A 19,129-nucleotide genomic window follows, 5' to 3' on the forward strand; every position below is an offset into this window, starting at 1 on the left:
CCCACGGTTTTGAAGTTAAGAAAGTTTCCTCAGCTTTCCAAAAGCTGAACCGCCCATGGTTCGGTCAAACCATCAAACTGACATGTGCCGCCACGATCTTCCAGCCACTCGGCATCTTCACCCATGTCTGCTGCTGGCGGCCGATTTTGTCGCTGCCTGCGCGGCGGAACTCGGTGCTGGCGACCGCCATATCGTCGCCGAAGGTGGTGATGGTGGTGTTGACCAAATCACGGTCCAAACCCTGTGAAGGGCGGGAGGCGCGGAACTCGCGGATGGCTTCGATGCCGTACAGGTTCTCGCCTGCGCCGAAGCGCACGGTGCGCGGGTCGTGCCAGAACAGCTCGTCGAGCACGTCAATATCATTGCTGATCAACGCCTGCTCATAACGATAAAACGCGGCGTTCATTTCGGCCAAAATCGCCGGGCGATCAATATTGTCAGTTTTCATTTTTTCTTCTCTGGTCAAATTATTGTGTTACCGGTGAGGTTAACACCTTCACCACACCCTGCTGCTCAAGTGCCCACGCGGCGCGCAGACAAAGGTCTTCACGCCACGGTGGGGCAATCAGTTGTAAGCCAATCGGCAGGCCGCTGGCGGTTTGCACCGGCACGGAAACTACCGGCAAACCGAGGAACGAGATCGGCTGGGTCAACATGCCCATGCTGGCGCGGGTTGGCAGGTCGGTGCCGTTAATATGAATCGTTTCCTGACCAATCAGCGTGGCACTGCACGGGGTTGAAGGGGCGATCAAAATGTCCCAGTGCTCGAACAGCGGTAGAATTTGCTGCTGGAACTGATGGCGGAAACGCTGCGCCTGAACATACCACGCGGCGGGGATCATCGCCCCGGCTAATAAACGTTCGCGGGATAATGGCTCGAACTGTTCTGGCATGGCGCGCAGCAGTGGCAAATATTGATTGCCGCCTTCGGAAGCGGTGATCAGGAATGCCGCCGAGCGGGCCAGTTCGGCCTGCGGCATTTCCACCTCTTCTTGCGCTTCCAGCGCCTTGGCGACTCGCTTCACGGCGGCTTTGGCGTCGTCGTCACACCACGTGGAGAAATAACCGCCGAGCACCGCGGTGCGCAAACCTTGCTGCCCGTGAGTCAGACGGCTGAAGGTTTCAGTGGTCGGTTTGTCGGCCTGAAAAGCATCCTGCGGGTCGGTGCCTTGCATTGCGTCATACACCTGAGACAGGTCGGAGGCGCAGCGAGCCAGCGGGCCGATATGGTCGAGGCTGGCGACAAACGGCTGGCTGCCGCTGCGCGAGATGCGCCCGAAGGTCGGTTTCAACCCCAGAATGCCGGAGAGAGAAGAGGGTACGCGGATAGATCCGTTGGTATCGCTGCCGAGGCTGAAATGCACCAAGCCCGCAGCCACGGCGGCGGCAGAACCGCCCGAAGAGCCGCCCGCAATGCGTGAAGTATCGCGCGGGTTGCGGGTCACGCCGTAGTGGCTATTCTCGGTGGTGAAGCCATAGGCGTAGGCGTCCATATTCAGCATGCCGGAGAGCAGCGCGCCTTGGCTGGCAAGGCGTGAAACTGTCCACGCGTCCTGTTGGGCGACCGGGTTTTGGCTGTTGAGGCTGGCACCCGCCAGCGTCACTTGCCCGGTGACGTCGAGCAGGTTTTTCACCGCGTAAGGCACGGCGGCCAATGGCGGTAAGGTGCCGCCGCTGGCGCGCAGTTTGTCGACTTTCGCCGCTTCGCTCAGCATGCGATCGCGGGTGACATGAGTGAAAGCGTTGAGCGTCGGATCACTCTTCTCAATATTATCTAAGGTGGCGTTGGCGATTTCAGTGGCCGACAGGTCGCCGCTTTGCAGCGCGTGGTGCAACTGGCTGATCGTTAAATCTTCAGAGCTTTTCATGCGTGATAAACCCCGGCGATTTCCAGACGCGGGTCCAGCGGCAGATCCATCAAAGGCTGCGCCATCTGCGCGATGCGGCTGAACTGTGCCAATAACTCCTGACGACGGGCGTCGTCGAGTTCCAATGCCAGCACGGACTCCATCTGGCTGATGTAGGCGGCCCAGTCGGCTGGGCGCGATGTTGTTTTGCTCATAGTGTTTCCCCTGTCAAAAATTAGAATCCGGCGGCGCTGCCGTTGCTGCGCGGGTCAAACGCGCCTTCAAACATGCCGTTGGTGTGGCGCACAATCGCCCCCGCGTGCCCGACCGCTTCGCTGTAATCTGCCAGCAGTTCTACTTCGTGGCCGCGCTGGCGCAGACCGGCTAGGGTGGCGTGTTCGAAACGCCCCTCCAGCTTTAATGAGTCCGAGCTTTCGCCCCAAGTGCGGCCCAGCAGCCAGCGCGGGCCGCTGATCGCCTGCTGCAATGACTGGCCTTGCACCACGTGGCGGATAAACACCGCCGCCTGCGTCTGCGGCTGGCCGTCGCCGCCCATTGAGCCGTAAACCATGGTGCGCCCGTCATACAGGCGCGCGGCGGCAGGGTTGAGGGTGTGGAAGGGCTGTTTGCCCGGTGCCAGCGCCAGCAGGTGGTCGGCGTCGAGGCTGAACGAGGCGCCGCGGTTCTGCCACAGCACGCCGCTTTCCGGTAGCACCACGCCGCTGCCAAATTCGTGATAAATGCTCTGAATGAAGGAAACCGATAGCCCGCTGCTGTCCATCACGCCCATCCACACGGTGTCGCCCGGACCTTTGCCTTTGCCCCAGTCGGCGGCGCAGTGCGGGTTAATGCGGGTGGCGAGGGCATCGAGGTAGTCGGGTGCCAGCAGGCTTTGGGCGTCCTGCGTCATCATTTTTGGGTCGGTGATGTAACGGTCGCGCAGGCCGAAGGCCAGCTTGGTGGCTTCCACCACGCTATGAATGGTCGCGCCTTCGTCCATGGTTTCCAGCGGCAGGCGGTCAGTCAGGCCGAGGATCGCCAGCGACACTAAACCCTGCGTCGGTGGCGTCAGGTTGAAGATTTCGCCTTTGCTGTGCTTGAGGCGCAGCGGGTTGCGGCGCTGCGGGCGATAGGCCGCCAGATCGTCGCGGGTCAGCGGCATGCCCAATTTCTGCATGTCGGCGGCGAGGCTGTCTGCCAGTTCGCCGCGATAGAAGCTGTCCAGTCCGTCTTCGCACAGCATGGAAAGCGTCGAGGCCAGCTGCGGCTGGGTAAAGCGTGTCCCGGCGCGCGGGATCTCGCCATACGGCAGGAAGACATCGGCGAAAGAGCGGATGTCGCGCAGTTCGTGGTGCTTGGCGCGGGTGGCAGCCTCCTGCGAGGCGGTCACCGGAATGCCATCGGCGGCGTAGCGAATAGCGTCACCCAGCAGGCGCGACAGCGGCTTTTGCTCGCCTCCCAGCTCGGCGGAAACCTTCAGCGCCTCGTGCCAACCGCCGACGGTGCCCGCCACGGTCAGGGCGGCTTTCGGGCCACGATGGGGAATGTGAGTCTCACCGGCGTAGAAATCCAGCGTGGCGTGCGTTCCGGCTGCGCCGCTGGCGTCGATGGCAATCGGGTTGCCCTGCGGCGGCACAATCAGCCAAAAACCGTCGCCCCCCAACCCGTTCATATGTGGGTAAACCACGGCGATAGTGGCGGCGGCGGCGACCATGGCTTCAATGGCGTTACCGCCTTCGCGCAGCACCGCAAGCGCACTTTGGCTGGCGAGATGATGGGGGGTGACCGCCATACCGAGCGGCGAACTGTTACTGTTGATCATGGGTGGTCCTTGGCTTGTTTTTCTGCTGAATAACAAGCAAGAGATGTTCCACATCGGCAGGAATTCACTACTTTGGTGAATAATTTATGTTGCAAGGATAGATGCCGCACATGATATGTTCGCCCTGAAACGAGAGTTGCGTAGGAGCAACAATGAAACAAATCGATGAGCGGCTGCGCGAGCACTATCCCGAGCTGACGCCGCAGGAGCAGCGGGTGGCGGACTTTATCTTCGCCAACATTGATGACCTGATGAGCTACAACAGCGCCGAGCTGGCGCGGCTGAGTGATGTGTCGAAAGCCACGGTCAGCCGCCTGTTCAAGCGTCTTGGTTACCCGAGCTACCGCGATATGCGCGACGAAGTGCGCACCCTGCGCCAGAGCGGTATGCCGCTGACCGACAGCCGTGACGCGGTGCAGGGCAACACCCTGTTATCGCGCCACTATAAGCAGGAAATGGCCAATCTGACCCAGTGGATTAACCAGATTGATGACCAGCAGTTCACCGCCGTAATTGCTGCGCTGAGCAAGGCGCGGCAGGTGCGTTTACTGGGATTTCGCAACAGTTATCCGGTGGCGCTACACCTGCGCCAGCAGCTGGTGCAGGTGCGTCAGGGCGTGATGATGATGCCGCAGCCGGGGCAAACGCTGGCGGAAGAGCTGGTGGATTTAACCGAGCAGGACGTGGTGATTTTCGTGGCGTTTCGCCGCAGGCCGCGCGCGGCAAGGGCTATCCTCAGCCAGCTTCAGGCCTTGAATGTGCCAGTATTGCTGATTTGCGAACCTCAGGCGCAGTCGTTGTTACCCATGGCGCGCTGGCATTTGGCGGCTTCTCTCGACAGCGTGTCGGCCTTCGACTCCTACTCGGCGGCGATGAGTTTGGCGAATCTGCTGAGTAACGCTTTGCTGCATGAAATGCTGGCTTCCGGCCGACAAAGAATTCATCAAATCAGCGACCTTTATAGCGACCTCGACGAGCTAGAACAGCGCTAAACCCTGCCTCTTTTTTCTCTGCTTCACCGTTGTGCATCATTTCAGGCGCTTTTTTGGTGCCTGCGCACAACAGTAGTGCAACAACTTACCTTCTCCGTTTACCTCGTTGCCCCGTGACGAGGCAACGCGTTTCACCTTCTCTCCTTTTATAGCTGGTTTTTAGCGCCTGCGGCTTGGGCGCAGCGCTATTTCACCCATTGCATTGCTTTTGGCACATTAGTTGCAAAACACAATTTATAAGAATCTAACGTTTCACAAATTTAATCACCGGAGATAATCTAATGAAAATGAACAAACGGTTGTTGGCTTGGGTTGGTGCAGCAATGTTGGTTTTCCAGGCGTCGAGCGTGATGGCCGACCAGCTGCAAGATATTCAAAAGCGCGGCGTGCTGCGGGTTGCGGTGCCACAGGACTTCCCGCCGTTTGGTTCAGTGGGTACGGATTTGCAGCCTGCAGGTTATGACATCGACATGGCGCATTACCTCGCCGATAAGATGAAACTTAAGTTGCAGCTGGTTCCGGTGAGCAGCGCCAACCGCGTGCCTTACCTGCAAACCGACAAAGTGGACTTGGTTATCTCTAGTCTGGGTAAGAACGCCGAGCGTGAAAAAGTGATCGACTTCAGCAATGCCTACGCGCCGTTCTTCCTCGGCGTATTTGGTGCGAAGGGCGATAACGTGACTGACCTGAATGGTCTGGCGAACAAGACGGTGGGCGTGACCCGCGGCGCGGTTGAAGACTTGGCGCTGACCGCCGTGGCACCGAAAGACACCAAAATTCAGCGTTACGAAGACAACAACACCACGCTGTCAGCTTACCTGTCTGGTCAGGTGGAGCTTATCGCCACTGGCAACTTAGTGGTGGCGGCGATTGCTCGCCAGAACCCGGAAAAAGCGCCGGTTTCCAAAGTGTTGTTGAAGGATTCGCCATGTTTCGTTGGCCTGCGTAAAGACGAGCCAGCGTTGAAAGATAAAGTGAACGCGCTGATTGCTCAAGCCGTGGCTGACAAGACCCTGAACGCGCTTTCCGAAAAATGGATGAAAGCACCGCTGCCTGCGAATCTGGGTTCCTGAGCAGGATAGGGGAGAAAGAGCATGACCTACCAGCTGAATTTTCTTGCGCTGTGGCCGTATATGCCGGAGCTGTTGTCCGGCCTGTGGACCACTATCCAGCTGACAGTCATGGCGACGGTTGGTGGTATCGCAATCGGTATCTGCGGAGCTGCCATCCGTTGCGGCAGTAACAAAACGCTGCGCACGGTGTGGGGCATTTATGTCGAAATTATCCGTAACACGCCGTTCGTGGTGCAGCTGTTCTTCATCGTGTTTGGTCTGCCGGGCATTGGCCTGAAAATGACCGCCGGTGAGGCGGCGCTGCTGGCGATGCTGATTAACCTAGGTGCCTACAGCACAGAGATCATCCGCGCCGGGATTCAGGTGACGCCGAAAGGCCAGTGGGAAGCCGGGCGAGTGCTGGGTTTGACCCGCAGCCAGACCTTTTTACGGGTGGTGCTGCCGCCGTCGCTGAAGCGGATTTATCCGGCGCTGGTCAGCCAGTGCATCATTGTGATGCTCGGCTCGTCGGTGGTGTCGCAGGTGTCGTATGAGGAATTGACCTTCGCGGCCAACTTAATTCAGTCGCGCACCTTCCTGAGTTTTGAGGTGTATTTGGTGACAACGCTGTTCTACCTGCTGTTGTCGGTGGCGATGCGTCAGCTGCTGTTGTTTGCAGGCCGCCGCTTCTTTGGGAGTTACAGCTGATGATGACCTTTACCGATTGGGACATCGTGCGCAACCTGCTGTTGGCGGCGCGCTGGACCATTTTGCTGTCGCTGACGGCGTTTATCGGCGGCACCTTAGTGACCTTGCCACTGCTGTTGATTCGCCTGACCAAGCGCAGCTGGCCGACCCGCACGGTGCGTTTGTACTCAGAGCTGTTTCAGGGGACGCCGCTGCTGATGCAGCTGTTCTTGGCCTTCTTCGGACTGGGGCTGTTTGGCATAGATGTCAGCCCGTGGACCGCCGCCGCGCTGGCGCTGACGCTCTATACCAGCGCCTACTTGGTGGACATCTGGAGTGGCAGTATTGAAGCCTTGCCAAAGGGCCAGTGGGAAGCATGCCGCTGTCTGGGGCTGAGTTTCAGCCAGACCCTGTGGCGCGTGATTGCTCCGCAGGCGCTGCGGATTGCGATTGCGCCGACGGTGGGGTTCTCGGTGCAGGTGATTAAAGGTACGGCGCTGGCGTCAATCATCGGGTTTGTCGAGCTGACCAAGGCCGGAACTATGTTGACCAACGTGACCTATCAGCCGTTCAAAGTGTTTGGATTAGTGGCGCTAGGCTACTTCCTGATGTGTTATCCGCTGTCGATGTACAGTCACTATCTTGAAAAATCGCTGCGTGGAGAGAACAAATAATGCCGCTGATCACTATCAACCAAGTGCAAAAATATTACGGTCAGAACCACGTATTGAAAGGCGTGGATCTGGATATCGACGGCGGCGAAGTGATCTCGATTATCGGCCGCAGCGGTTCGGGGAAAAGCACCTTGCTGCGCTGCATTAACGGGCTGGAAGGCTATCAGGACGGCAGCATCAAGCTGGGCGGCATGACCATCACCAACCGCGATTCTCAAGCGCGCGAAATCAGCCGCTCGGTGGGAATGGTGTTCCAAAACTTCAACCTGTTCCCGCACATGACCGCGCTGGAAAACGTCATGCTGGCTCCTCGCCGCGTGCTGGGGAAATCAGCTGCCGAGTGCCGCGAGCTGGCGGCACAGATGCTGGCGAAAGTGGGGTTGGCGGACCGGATGGACTATTACCCTTCCAACCTGTCTGGCGGCCAACAGCAGCGCGTGGCGATTGCCCGCGCGCTGGCGATGAACCCGAAAGTGCTGCTGTGTGACGAAATTACCTCGGCGCTGGACCCCGAGCTGGTGGGCGAAGTGCTGAAAGTGCTGGAGCAGCTAGCGAAAGAGGGCATGACGCTGGTGCTGGTGACGCACGAAATGAATTTTGCCCGCGAAGTGGGCGACCGCGTGGTGTTTATGCATCAAGGCACCGTGTGGGAACAAGGCGAAAGCCGGGCGCTGTTTGCCAACCCGCAAACTGCCGAACTCAAACAATTTATCGCGTCGGTGCGCGGCTTAAACGAGGCTGCCGTCTGATGAAAACAACTCAACTCGACTCAACGACTTTAAAGGACTAACCATGTTGGATATTCAGAAATTTGGCCAAATCAATCCGCCAACTCGCCTGCTGATGGGGCCGGGGCCGATCAACGCCGATCCGCGCGTGCTGCGCGCGATGAGCAGCCAGTTAATCGGCCAGTACGATCCGGTGATGACGGGCTATATGAATGAAGTGATGGCCCTGTACCGCGCGCTGTATAAAACCGAGAATCAGTGGACTTTCCTGATCGACGGCACCTCGCGCGCGGGCATTGAAGCCATTCTGCTGTCGGGCATTCGCCCCGGCGATAAAGTGCTGGTGCCGGTGTTTGGCCGTTTCGGCCACCTGCTGTGTGAAATTGCCCGCCGCTGCCGCGCCGAAGTCCACACCATTGAAGCACCGTGGGGCGAAGTGTTCGACCCGCAGCAAATTGAAGATGCTATCAAGTCAGTCAAACCGCGCTGGTTGCTGACCGTGCAGGGCGACACCTCAACTACCATGTTGCAGCCGCTGGAGCAGCTCGGTGAGATCTGCCGCCGCCACGGGGTGCTGTTCTACTCGGACGCCACCGCCTCTTTCGGCGGCAACCCGCTGGAAACCGATGCATGGGGCTTAGACGCCGTGTCCGCCGGGTTGCAGAAGTGTCTCGGCGGCCCGTCAGGCAGCTCGCCGGTGACCCTCAGCCCGCGCTTTGAAGAGCAGATCCGCCGCCGTAAATGTGTCGAGGAAGGTATCCGTACCGCCGACCACGCCGACGGCGACGAAGAGATGATCTACTCCAACTATTTCGATCTCGGCATGATCATGGATTACTGGGGTCCAGAGCGCCTCAACCACCACACCGAAGCGACCAGCATGCTGTTCGCCGCCCGCGAATGCGCCCGCGTCATTCTTGAAGAAGGTCTGGATAACAGCATTGCGCGCCACAAGCTGCACGGCGACGCGCTGCTGGCCGGGATTCAGGGCATGGGGCTGGAAGTGTTCGGTGACCTGAACAACCGCATGAATAACGTGCTGGGCGTGGTTATCCCGCAGGGCATTCCGGGTGAGCAGGTGCGTCAGATGATGCTCAACGATTTCTCGATTGAAATCGGCACCTCGTTTGGCCCGCTGGCGGGCAAGATTTGGCGCATCGGCACCATGGGCTATAACGCCCGTAAAGACTGCGTGATGCAGACGCTGGTGGCGCTGGAAGCCGTGCTCAATCGCCTCGGTTTTGCGTCGAAATACGGCGCGGGTTCACAGGCCGCGTGGGACAGCTACGCGGGAGGCCAGTAATGGTTGCAGCCTCAACGCTGTTGGCCGCGCAGCGCGTGATGTCGCGCTGCGATGCGCTGGCGGAAATCACTGAAACGCCGGGTCAGCTGACCCGCGTTTATCTGTCGCCGGAGCATCTGCGGGCCAACCAATTGGTGGCCGAATGGATGCAGGCGGTGGGCATGAGCACCTGGACCGACAGCGTCGGCAATATTTGTGGTCGCTATGAAGGGCTAAACCCAGGCGCACCCGCGCTGCTGCTGGGTTCTCACCTCGACAGCGTGCGCAACGCCGGTCGCTACGACGGCCCGCTGGGGGTGCTCACCGCGATTGAAACCGTGGCTTATCTGCATCAAAACGCCATTCGCCTGCCGATGGCGGTGGAAGTGGTGGGCTTTGCCGATGAAGAGGGCACGAGGTTTGGCATTACGCTGCTCGGCAGCCGTGGGCTGACCGGCACGTGGCCGGAAGGCTGGCTGGAGCGCACCGACGCACAGGGCGTGTCCGTTGCCAGCGCGATGCGCGAGATTGGGCTAGACCCGCAGAATATCTTGGATGCGCGCCGTGCGCCGCAGGATTTTTGCGCCTACCTCGAGCTGCATATTGAGCAAGGCCCGTGCTTGCAATCGGCGGATTTGCCTCTCGGCGTGGTGACGGCTATCAACGGCGCGCGCCGCCTGAACTGCCGTTTTATCGGCTATGCCGGTCATGCGGGAACCGTGCCGATGGGCCAGCGTCAGGACGCCCTGACCGCCGCTGCAGAATGGACCTTAGCCATTGAGGCTATCACCTCGGCGAAGGGCGGAGATCTGGTGGCGACCGTCGGCCATATCGAAGCCTTGCCGGGCGCGGTCAACGTCATTCCGGGGCAGGTGAATCTGTCGCTGGATGTGCGCGGCCCGCAGGATGCTCCTCTCAACGCTTTGCTGGCGGAATTGCTGGCGAAAGCCCAAGAGATCGCCGCACGGCGCGGGCTGAGCTTCGACGCCGAGCAGTTTTACAGCATCGATGCCACCGCCTGTGACGCTGAATTACAGCAGCGTTTCGGCCACAGCGTGGCAAATCTGCAAGGCCAGTCGCTGTTCCTGCCGAGCGGCGCGGGGCACGACGCCATTGCTATCGCCGAGTGCTGGCCGGTAGCCATGCTGTTCGTGCGCTGCAAAGACGGCGTTAGCCATCATCCCGATGAATCTGTCACGGTCGAGGATGTCGCGGTTGCCACGCAGGCCTATATTGATACCTTGCTGAGCTTCGCCGAGTAATTTCTTCCTCCAACCCTCTGCCTGATAGCAGAGGGTTGATTCCTTTCAGCTACGCCACTCAAAGATTCCTTCCAACTAACCCATTGAAAAATAGCTTTGCTTAAGGCGCACGCTTTTGCTCAGCGTGGCGTGGCTGATGTCGCGCTGGCGAATGTTTTGGCGAATCTCTTGCAGGAAGGCCATCAGCAGCGAGCTGGCGCGTTCGCGGCGAGATTGCAACTCGGGATGGCTCTGAATGCCGACGAAGAAGGGGTGATCGCGCAGTTCAACGGCGGCGATGCCACGGCCTTTTTCGCCGGTGGCGCTGACTTCAAGACCCGCGCCGTGCAGTTCATCTACCAGTTCCGGGTTGAGGCTCCAGCGCTGGTTATAACGCTGGGTTGATTCGCGGCCAAAGATCTGCGCCACGCGGCTGCCGGACTGGCTGTAAATTTGCTGGTTGCCCATGCAGCGCGGTGAGTCCTGAGGCACTGGCAGGCAGGTTTGTAAGGCGTTCAGCGTGGCGGGGCCGTGCATCACCACTCGTTCGCGCCCCAGCGTTTTTTGGCCGAGTGCCGCCACCATGTGGTGCATTCCCTGATTGATCCCCAGCACCGGCAGGCGATGGTCTAACGCCCAGGTGGCGATAGCCAGCAGGCCGTTTTGCGGGTATTCACCCAGCGACGGCAGCAGGCCCGGCAGCAGCACGCCGTCAACGTCAAACAGCACGCTATCCAGCTGGCTTCCCGACAAAGTTGGCGAGACGCCAACCACCTCGATGTTCAATGCCAGTGCATCGGCGGCGTCTGCTAGTGCAGCGAGCAGCGCCGGATAGCTCTCGGCGTGTTCGTTCATATCGCCTACCACGGCGATGCGGAGTTTCTGCGCACCGCGCATCACTGGCTGTAAAACTGAGCCAAAAGCCCAGCGCCCGAAGATGTCCCTTGCCCAGCCGTTGCTGCGCATTTTTCCTGTATCGACATCTTCTAAATGGAACTTTTCTTGCTGTTTAACCACCTGTAATGATTCGACCACAATGCCGTTTTCGGCGGCTCTTAATGCCAGCTCGCGGTCTAAAGGTTGAATTGAAGGAATGACGATATCTTCGCGCAGGGCGCGGGTTATCAGGCTGTCGAGGTCCATTTCTGCGCCGGGACTGCGCCCGGTCAGGCGCTCTAGCCACACCAGCCCGCTGGTCAGTTGTTGCCCTTGAGCGGTGACGTGTTGGCGCGCATTAGCGAAGCGTTTGGCATCGTGAGTGACGGGCAAGTGACACAGCGGTAATGCGCGCAGTTCAGCAAGTATCGCGGCCATCGCGCCGTACAACGCAGGTTCGGGCGTGGAGTGTGCAATAAAGGTGATAGTCATCAATAAGCCTCTGTCAGATGTTTTCGCGGATTAAAAGGATGCAAGAAGCGATCCACCCTGAGGCTCTTTACATTTAGCGATAATTTATCGCTTTTATCGCACGGAAATACGGTGTCAGCGGCGCAATAACCCGCTAATCTCGTTGTCGTTTTTACCCCTCTCTCTTTAAAGGAAACATCATGTCAGCATCGCTTTATGTGAGTACCGCAGCACAGTACGTTCGTGGTTTAGAGAACCTTTCCGCTCTGTTAGAAAAAGGCGCCAACTGGGCGAAAGAGAAAGGGTTGAGTGAAGATGCAGTGTTGAACAGCCGTCTGGCTGAAGATATGTTCCCGCTGGCCCGTCAGGTGCAGATTGTCAGCGATATTTCTAAAGGCGCGGTGGCGCGTCTGGCCGGTTTAACGCCGCCAGCCTATGAAGATAATGAGAAGACGTTTGAAGAGCTGCAGGGCCGTATCGCCAAAACGCTGGAGTTCATTCGCAGCGTGAAGCCTGAACAGCTGGAAGGGGATGATGAGCGCCCAATCGTGGTGAAAATGCGTACCGGCGAGCTGAACTTCACGGCCAAGCAGTATGTGATGGATTTCGCGACGCCAAACGTCTTCTTCCACATCACCACGACCTACGCCATTTTGCGCCACGAAGGTGTAAATCTCGGCAAGACCGATTTCCTCGGCGCGTTCTAAGCGTTTAGCAGCACTAGATTCCGGCCATCTCTGGCCGGAATTCAGCCTTACTCGTGGCGCAGGAAGCTATCAGCGTCGCGCCATGCCGGGAAGGCTTCGCGATAGTCTTGCAGCGCCTCCAGCGACAGTTCAGCACTCAGCACAATGGCAGCGCCCGGCTCGGCGCGGGTCAAGTCTTCCCCCTGCGGGTTGATGATCACGCTGTCGCCGCTGTAGTGATGGCCGTAATCGTCATCCCCCACGCGGTTGCAACCGGCGACATAAGCCTGATTTTCAATAGCGCGGGCGGTGAGCAGGGCTGACCAGTGGCGGCTGCGCGGTGCAGGCCAGTTAGCCACATACAGCGCCAAATCATAATCTTGCTGGTTGCGCGACCAGACCGGGAATCTCAGGTCGTAGCACACCTGCGGCAAGATCCGCCAGCCACGCCATTCGACGATTTCGCGCTTTTTCCCCGCCACATAGTAGTTGTGCTCACCGGCCATGCGGAACAGGTGGCGCTTGTCGTAGAAGTGAACTCTGCCCTGCGGCTCAACCAGCAGAAAACGGTTCACCGCGCCTTTATCGGTATTCAGCGCCACGCTGCCGCCAATCATGGCATTCAGGGTTTTCGCCCACTTTTGCAGCCACTCCACTACGCGAATCTCGGGCAGTGCGCGGTCGGGGGCCTGCATGGCGAAGCCGGTGGTGAACATCTCCGGCAGCACAATCAGGTCACGGTCGGTCAGGGGCGCCAGCAGCTGGTCGAAGTGAGCGAGGTTGGCTTCGCCATCCAGCCAGACCAGCGGTTGTTGCAGTAATGAGAGTTTTAAAGTTGACACAGTCGCTCCGCGGCAGCGTCCAGCGTGGCTTCTTGTTTGGCGAAACACAGCCGGATCAGTTTGTGTGGGAAAGGCGCGGCGCAGAATACGGACATCGGGATCGCCGCGACCCCCACATGTTCGGTCAGCCAGTGGCAGAATGCAACGTCATCTAAATCAGAGACATCGCTGTAATCGACCAGCAGGAAATAGGTGCCATGGCTCGGCAATACTTTCAGGCGGCTGCTCGCCAGACCTTTCGCTAAACGGTCGCGCTTGGCCTGATAGAAGGCGGGCAACTCCTGCCAGTGTTGTGGCTCTTGGCGCAGCATGTCGGCCAAGGCCAGCTGCACCGGCGTAGTGATGGCGAAGGTCAGATATTGGTGAACTTTGCGCAGTTCGGCAGTGATGATCGCGGGCGCGATGCAGTAGCCGACGCGCCAGCCAGTCATGTGGAAGGTTTTGCCGAAGGAGGAGACGGCAATCGCGCGCTGGCGCAGCTCAGGGTGGCGCAGCACGCTGGCATGGCCTTCGGGCGCGAAGCAGATGTGCTCGTAGACTTCATCGCTGAGCACGAAGATCTCGCGCTCGGCAATGTGCTGCCAAAGCTGCTCGATATCCTGATGGCTCAGGGTGGTGGCCGAAGGGTTGTGCGGCGTATTGATGATAACCAGCTTGGTACGCTCGCTAATCTGGTCGGCAAAGGCCGCCCAGTCGACGCTAAATTCCGGCGGCTGGAGCTGAATACGCTTCATCACGCCGCCCGCCAACTCTACCGCTGGCGCGTAGCTGTCATAGCTTGGGTCGAAGGCAATCACTTCGTCGCCTTCGCGGATCAGGGCGGTAATGGCGATATACAGAGCTTCTGTGGCCCCGGCGGTGATGGTGATGTCGCTGGCGGCATCCGGCGCATAGCCGTAAATACGCTGGGTTTTCTCGGCAATGGCTTCGCGCAGCGCGGCGGTGCCGGTCATTGGCGCGTACTGGTTAGCCCCCTGACTGACGTGATGCGCAAGGCGCTGTTTGAGGTAGTCCGGGCCGTCGAAATCAGGGAAACCCTGCGACAGGTTGATGGCGTTGTGTTGCTGCGCGAGGGCACTCATCTGGGTAAAAATGGTTGTGCCCAAGGCAGGAAGTTTACTTTGTGGGATCAGCGCTGCTTTACTCATGGCGTGCCTGCATTAGGGTCTTAGGTTTCCCCGATGATAACACGCTGTTTACATATGGCAATCGAGACGCTTAGATGGCTAAATGCTAATTTCATCTAGCCCAGAGCCAAACTGTCTATATCCCGTCACCAGAGGTTTAGATGGAACAGCAGCAGCGTCGCCATGGCAATGGACGGGCCAAAGGGAAAGTAGGCGGGCTGGTCGAGGGGAGCAGGGCGACGGCGGCGAATACCTGACAGAATATGCGCCACGATGCCAAACAGCGCCGAGGCCAAAATCAGCTGCGGCAGGGCTTGCAAGCCACACCACGCAGAGCCGGCGGCGAACAGTTTTACGTCGCCATAGCCCAGACCTTCGACCTTGCGCAGTGTCTGATACAGCTCGCGCAGCCCGCTCAGCAAGGCCCAACTGACTATCACGCCCAGTACTGCGTCAGACAATCGCAGAGGAAGATAGCCCAGCGCCGACGCGCCAAGGCCGCTCCACAGCAGTAAAAACACCAACGGATCCGGCAGCAGCAGGTGGTGGAGGTCAATCACCGACAGGCAGAGCAGGATGGCGAACAACAGGGCAAACAGGCCGAGTTGCACTTCGCTGTACTCTGGGACATAGGCCAGCGCTATCAGCAGAAAAGCCGCGCCGGTCAGGGCTTCAATCAGCGGATATTGCGCGGAGATTGGCGTCTGGCAGTGACGGCAGCGGCCGCGCAGCAAGAGCCAACTCAGCACCGGAACGTTGTCGCGCTTGAGCACCTTTTGCTTGCAGCTTGGGCAGTGCGAGGGCGGCCAGCTTAGGCTTAAGGCGGCCGCAGCAGCCTCTTCACGGCAGAGCATCAAAGGCAGCCGGTAAATCACCACATTTAAAAAGCTGCCGATGATCAGGCCAATCATGCACATCAGCGGCGGGTAAAACAGACTAATGAATTCAGTCACGAGGGGTTTCCAGCAAGGCGATTAGAAGGAGGTCATCTGCGAGATGGTGTCCGACAGGGCGAACAGCGCGATAAAGACCCAAATCACGCAGCCGCCGAGCACCAGCGTGGAGAGAGACTTCAGCAGCCCCGACAGCTTCTGGATATATTCCTGAATCTTCACCCGCGAGCGGCTGGAGACAGAGTTCAGCACCTGATTAAACGAGGGAAGCCCGGCGTAGAGATTAATGTTCAGCAGCTCTTCATGCCCAAACAGCCCGCTATTGAGTGCCTCGCCGTAGTTTTGGCCGTGGGACATCTTAGACAGCATGCTGTCGATGTGATGCTTGAGCCAGCGATTGGAGTTTAACTTGATGATTTCCAAAGCGTCGTTAATGGGAATGCCGTTTTTGAGCATCAGCGCCATATTGTTGAGAAATATCGACGCGCCAATCTGTTTATAGGTGGAGAAGGGCAGGATTTTATCCAGAACGCGATCGCGGAAGTAGCCGGTCAGGTTCACCATGGTAAAGCGGATCAGGAAAATGGCGGCGGTGCCTACCAGCACTATTTTTAGCCATAAACCCTCAATCAGCGCGTTACCGAAGTGGTACAAAGCCTGCGTCACGCTCGGCCAAGTGGCGATGGGCACCACCTCTTCGAAAGCCGGGAACACCTTGACGGCGTAACCGGCAATCACAATCAGCGCTAGCACCAGCATGATGATCGGGAAGATCACCGCTGAGATTAACTTTTGAGTTAATTCACTGTTGTAGCGAATGACGTTAACCAGTGTTAGAAAGCCGTCGGCCAGACTGCCGCTGCGCTCTGCGGCATGAATAACGCTGAGTTCATCGCGTGGGATAAGCTCTTCGAACACCGCGGATATTGAGGTGCTTTCACGCATTTTATCGGTAAGGGTTTTGAGCTTATTGCTGAAGCCTTTGCCGAGCAATTTCCCGCCTTGTTGCTGCAGTTTGAGCAGTGCGTCATACAGCGGCAGTTCGGCGTGGATCATGTCCGAGCAGAACTGATACAGGTACAGTCGCTGCGATTTAGCTAACTTTCTCAAGCAGAACCTCCATGTCTTCTTCAAGCAGGGTGCCAAATTCCATGGCAAACCAATTGGCGCAGACTCGCCCTTGCAGCACGGCGGCCATCACCTTCTCTTTGATTTCAAAACCTTCAGTGAGTGAAGGGCTGAGGGCGCGTTTATTGCGCCATAGGCCGTAGACTTGCAGCCACTGCTCTTTGGCAATGAATTCCAGCTCGGCATGGGTCGGCAGCATGTACTCCACCACCAGTTGCCGACTGGCAACGCCGGTGTTCTTGCAGGCCGCGCAGCCTTCGGCATTGCGGGCAAACAGCGCGTAGGGCTTGTCACAGTGGTTGGCGCTGGTGGCCTTTTTGCAGGCGTTGCACAAGATAGGGATCAGCTTTTGGCACTGCAGCCCGGCCAGAAAGCCGGGGGTTGAGAGCTTGTCGCTGGTGATGCCCATCGCGCACAGGCGTTGCAGCAGCGAGACAATATTCCCTGCGTGAACCGTGGTGAAGCAGTAATGGCCGCTCTCCACGGCTCCGGCCAGCGCGTTGGCCGAGATGTTGTCGCGGATCTCCCCGACCATCAGCACGTCGGGGTCGCGGCGCAGCGCGGATTTAATCGCGGCGTGAAAGCCGCCGTCTTCGCCATTGAGCACCGAACTCTGCTTGGCGCCGTAGATTTGATATTCCACCGGGTCTTCGACGGTGAGAAAACAGCCCTTGTCGCCGTAGCGATTGACCTGTAGCCACTCCATCAGGTTCTTGAGGGTGGTGGATTTCCCCGAGCCCGTGGTGCCAGAGATAAAGTAGGCGCCATAAGGGTTGCAGAGGATTTTCTTCAGGTCACTTAACTCGGCGTCGCTGATCCCCAGCTTGTCCAGACTGGCGACCACGGCTTTCGACACGCCGGAGGGGATGATACGCAGCACGGCGTGGTAGCAGCCGTCCTCTTCACCAAAAATGGGGAAGTGGGCATAGCGAAAGCGATAACTCTTTTTGTTCAGCATGTAGAGAATGTTGGCGCTCTGCGGGATGTTGCGATTCCACGTGGTGTCCTTGGTGCTGGCCTCGACGTTATAGAGCACAAACACCAGTTCATCGCACCGTTGCGACTTCATCTGCATGTAAAGGGTCAGCACGCCGTTGATGCGCAGCTCAATAATCGCTACCACTTCATTGCGGGTGATATGCAGGTCACTGGCACCGGAATCGACGGCGTAGAGCAAGATCTGCTCCAGCGTTTTTTGGGTCGAGCTGGTACTCAGCACGGCTAACTGGCGAGTCTGCGAGGAGAGCTCCTCGAGAATTTCGTAATAAGTGCTGTCGCTGACCTGCACGATGCCGCTGATGGCTGGCGACTGGAATTTGCCCAACCGCCACAGGTCAAACTGGATGGTCGGCAAGCATTCCAGCAGCGGGCGGGGGCAGATCAGGTAGTGCTTATCCTCAAACGAGGCGGTGAGCAGGTGCTCATCGTATTCTTTGAACAGCCAGCCGCTGCCGGTGATGTCCGGCGACTCAAGCCGGAGGAATTCGAAGCTCACGGCGTGACTTCCTTAATGCTCATTGCCCCACGTTGAGCACCGGCTTGTAGCCTGTACGCTTTGCCATTGGCCTGAAATACTTCATTCAGGCGCACCATTTTTACCTGCTTGCCCACGGCGATGGCCACGCGCGACACGCCAGCGATGTCAGAAATCAGCAGGACTTTTGGCCCCTCAGAAAATTGCTGCGGGGCACTGGCGGCGCTGTCAGGCACATCGCCTTGTAAAGGCTCATTTTTTAGCTTACTCAGCTTGCTACGAAGCTCTTCCAGCGCCAGTTCGTTGACCAGCTTGCGATGCTCAGTCTCAAAATAGAAGTTGTCTTCCATCATGCTGGCAATATGGTCTTGCTCAGGAGATACCGCCGGGATCTCAAGCTGATTACTGGCCAGTGGCGGGAGATTATCCTGACCCAGCACGGCATAGGGTGCTGACATGAGCAGCAGCGGGGCGATCAATGTCCATTTTTGCATAACAATCCTCCTGATATTTTGGTCCCTGTCTTGCTCACCGCCACCTCTTTAATAAAGAAGGCGTCCTGATAGGCGAGAGTTTTGAAATACTGCATCACGTAAATGGCTTCCCTGGGCAGTTCAACTTCCCAAGTGGCGCTTAAGAATTGATAGCGCTGACCCATGCGCTGGCCGACTTCATCCTCGAGAGATGAAATTGAGGACTCTGGCGCGCTGAGAAGGATTATTTTTTCTTTACTGGCGACGGCGTTGTTATGCCCGTAAATATAATTCAACAGATTGACACATTGGGGTAATTGAATAGCCGCAGCGGATTGGTATTTCTTCAATAAAGGATGATTTTCCAGTTTTGAAGGCAGACCTTGATAATTAACCTCACCAGCAGAGAAGCTCGCCGTAAATAGCCGATGCCAAAACTGCTTTTGCTGTAAATTAAAAATCCCATTGTCTTGCAATAGATAATGGAAATTACAGCTGGTGGTATCGCAGTTGACATTCTCTTCCCGATAACCCGCCAGTTGTAATGGAATGCGGCTGCGCGCCATCTCCGTCAGCAATTTGTTTAAGCTGGTAATATGCCCGCCGCTAAAGCTATCCAGATAGTACTGTTTTACTTGCTGGATCTTCTGCGCTACCTGCTGCTGGGCGATCTCCTCTTGCGCCAGTCGCTCTTTTTTCGGCACATACAGCAGGAAGTATCCTCCGCTAATCGACAATAAAATCAGTATCACCACAACGGTGCTGATAATAATGGGCAATTTACGCGCCGATTGGGTGATGTCTTTCCAGATGTAATCTTTATTCAGCATGGTT

20 protein-coding genes are annotated in these 19,129 nt (G+C 57.8%); 8 read left to right on the forward strand and 12 right to left on the reverse strand.

The genetic code is table 11. From position 1 onward, the window contains the following. Nucleotides 1-64: 64 nt before the first annotated feature. The 4 genes from hpxZ to GEAM_RS02535 are packed head-to-tail and all read right to left on the reverse strand — an operon-like array spanning nucleotide 65 to nucleotide 3,669. Nucleotides 65-448, reverse strand: coding sequence for an oxalurate catabolism protein HpxZ (gene hpxZ / locus GEAM_RS02520; RefSeq protein WP_034787856.1), 384 nt, complete (start codon nucleotides 446-448; stop codon nucleotides 65-67). Nucleotides 449-467: 19 nt separating this feature from the next. Then, on the reverse strand, nucleotides 468-1,868 hold the full coding sequence (locus tag GEAM_RS02525) for an AtzE family amidohydrolase (RefSeq protein WP_034787857.1): 1,401 nt from the start codon (nucleotides 1,866-1,868) through the stop codon (nucleotides 468-470). Next, nucleotides 1,865-2,062: an oxalurate catabolism protein HpxX gene (gene hpxX / locus GEAM_RS02530; RefSeq protein WP_034787858.1), complete on the reverse strand. Its 198-nt coding sequence runs from the start codon at nucleotides 2,060-2,062 to the stop codon at nucleotides 1,865-1,867. Before hpxX ends, GEAM_RS02525 begins: the two co-directional genes overlap by 4 nt. A gap of 20 nt (nucleotides 2,063-2,082) precedes the next feature. Then, a complete protein-coding gene (locus tag GEAM_RS02535; protein ID WP_034787859.1) occupies nucleotides 2,083-3,669 on the reverse strand; it encodes a gamma-glutamyltransferase family protein in 1,587 nt (528 codons plus the stop codon). 152 nt (nucleotides 3,670-3,821) lie between these two features. Here GEAM_RS02535 and GEAM_RS02540 point away from each other — a divergent pair, with 152 nt between their 5' ends. The 7 genes from GEAM_RS02540 to hpxK all read left to right on the forward strand — a co-directional run bounded on the left by GEAM_RS02540 (nucleotide 3,822) and on the right by hpxK (nucleotide 10,346). Continuing rightward, a complete protein-coding gene (locus tag GEAM_RS02540) occupies nucleotides 3,822-4,661 on the forward strand; it encodes a MurR/RpiR family transcriptional regulator (protein WP_034787860.1) in 840 nt (279 codons plus the stop codon). A 281-nt stretch (nucleotides 4,662-4,942) separates the two neighbouring features. After that, nucleotides 4,943-5,734, forward strand: a complete 792-nt coding sequence (locus tag GEAM_RS02545; RefSeq protein ID WP_034787863.1) for a transporter substrate-binding domain-containing protein — start codon at nucleotides 4,943-4,945, stop codon at nucleotides 5,732-5,734. A 21-nt stretch (nucleotides 5,735-5,755) separates the two neighbouring features. Further along, nucleotides 5,756-6,421, forward strand: coding sequence for an amino acid ABC transporter permease (locus tag GEAM_RS02550; protein ID WP_034787866.1), 666 nt, complete (start codon nucleotides 5,756-5,758; stop codon nucleotides 6,419-6,421). Between the two features lie 2 nt (nucleotides 6,422-6,423). Beyond that, the gene (locus tag GEAM_RS02555) at nucleotides 6,424-7,074 is read left to right on the forward strand and encodes an amino acid ABC transporter permease (protein WP_128124642.1); all 651 of its coding nucleotides are present in this window, start codon (nucleotides 6,424-6,426) and stop codon (nucleotides 7,072-7,074) included. Continuing rightward, on the forward strand, nucleotides 7,074-7,823 hold the full coding sequence (locus GEAM_RS02560; RefSeq protein ID WP_034787872.1) for an amino acid ABC transporter ATP-binding protein: 750 nt from the start codon (nucleotides 7,074-7,076) through the stop codon (nucleotides 7,821-7,823). Before GEAM_RS02555 ends, GEAM_RS02560 begins: the two co-directional genes overlap by 1 nt. Before the next feature lie 43 nt (nucleotides 7,824-7,866). Further along, the gene (locus GEAM_RS02565; protein WP_034787874.1) at nucleotides 7,867-9,105 is read left to right on the forward strand and encodes a pyridoxal-phosphate-dependent aminotransferase family protein; all 1,239 of its coding nucleotides are present in this window, start codon (nucleotides 7,867-7,869) and stop codon (nucleotides 9,103-9,105) included. Beyond that, entirely contained in the window at nucleotides 9,105-10,346 is a 1,242-nt protein-coding gene (gene hpxK, locus GEAM_RS02570; protein WP_034787876.1) for an allantoate amidohydrolase, read from the forward strand. Before GEAM_RS02565 ends, hpxK begins: the two co-directional genes overlap by 1 nt. Before the next feature lie 75 nt (nucleotides 10,347-10,421). Here hpxK and GEAM_RS02575 read toward each other — a convergent pair whose 3' ends face one another. After that, entirely contained in the window at nucleotides 10,422-11,693 is a 1,272-nt protein-coding gene (locus GEAM_RS02575; RefSeq protein ID WP_034787878.1) for a glutamine amidotransferase-related protein, read from the reverse strand. 179 nt (nucleotides 11,694-11,872) lie between these two features. Between GEAM_RS02575 and GEAM_RS02580 the strand changes: the two genes are divergently transcribed. Then, complete coding sequence (locus GEAM_RS02580; protein WP_034787880.1) at nucleotides 11,873-12,379, forward strand: DUF1993 domain-containing protein; 507 nt, start codon at nucleotides 11,873-11,875, stop codon at nucleotides 12,377-12,379. 47 nt (nucleotides 12,380-12,426) lie between these two features. Here GEAM_RS02580 and GEAM_RS02585 read toward each other — a convergent pair whose 3' ends face one another. The 7 genes from GEAM_RS02585 to GEAM_RS02615 form a co-directional block, all read right to left on the reverse strand. Beyond that, nucleotides 12,427-13,200 carry an amidohydrolase gene (locus GEAM_RS02585; protein ID WP_034787882.1) on the reverse strand — a complete coding sequence of 258 codons (774 nt, stop codon included), beginning with the start codon at nucleotides 13,198-13,200 and terminating at the stop codon, nucleotides 12,427-12,429. Next, nucleotides 13,188-14,348 (reverse strand): pyridoxal phosphate-dependent aminotransferase, encoded by a 1,161-nt coding sequence (locus GEAM_RS02590; protein ID WP_034787884.1) that lies wholly within the window; start codon nucleotides 14,346-14,348, stop codon nucleotides 13,188-13,190. The genes GEAM_RS02585 and GEAM_RS02590 overlap by 13 nt, the downstream gene beginning before the upstream one ends. A gap of 125 nt (nucleotides 14,349-14,473) precedes the next feature. After that, nucleotides 14,474-15,280 carry a prepilin peptidase gene (locus tag GEAM_RS02595; protein WP_034787887.1) on the reverse strand — a complete coding sequence of 269 codons (807 nt, stop codon included), beginning with the start codon at nucleotides 15,278-15,280 and terminating at the stop codon, nucleotides 14,474-14,476. Nucleotides 15,281-15,301: 21 nt separating this feature from the next. Continuing rightward, a complete protein-coding gene (locus GEAM_RS02600; protein ID WP_034787888.1) occupies nucleotides 15,302-16,330 on the reverse strand; it encodes a type II secretion system F family protein in 1,029 nt (342 codons plus the stop codon). Then, complete coding sequence (locus tag GEAM_RS02605; RefSeq protein WP_244956617.1) at nucleotides 16,314-17,648, reverse strand: ATPase, T2SS/T4P/T4SS family; 1,335 nt, start codon at nucleotides 17,646-17,648, stop codon at nucleotides 16,314-16,316. Before GEAM_RS02605 ends, GEAM_RS02600 begins: the two co-directional genes overlap by 17 nt. A 191-nt stretch (nucleotides 17,649-17,839) precedes the next feature. Further along, a complete protein-coding gene (locus GEAM_RS02610; protein WP_051899378.1) occupies nucleotides 17,840-18,316 on the reverse strand; it encodes a hypothetical protein in 477 nt (158 codons plus the stop codon). Next, entirely contained in the window at nucleotides 18,298-19,125 is an 828-nt protein-coding gene (locus GEAM_RS02615; RefSeq protein ID WP_034787890.1) for a hypothetical protein, read from the reverse strand. The genes GEAM_RS02610 and GEAM_RS02615 overlap by 19 nt, the downstream gene beginning before the upstream one ends. Between the last annotated feature and the right edge of the window lie 4 nt (nucleotides 19,126-19,129).

This window comes from Ewingella americana ATCC 33852 (assembly GCF_000735345.1).
GTDB classification, from domain to species: Bacteria; Pseudomonadota; Gammaproteobacteria; order Enterobacterales; family Enterobacteriaceae; genus Ewingella; species Ewingella americana.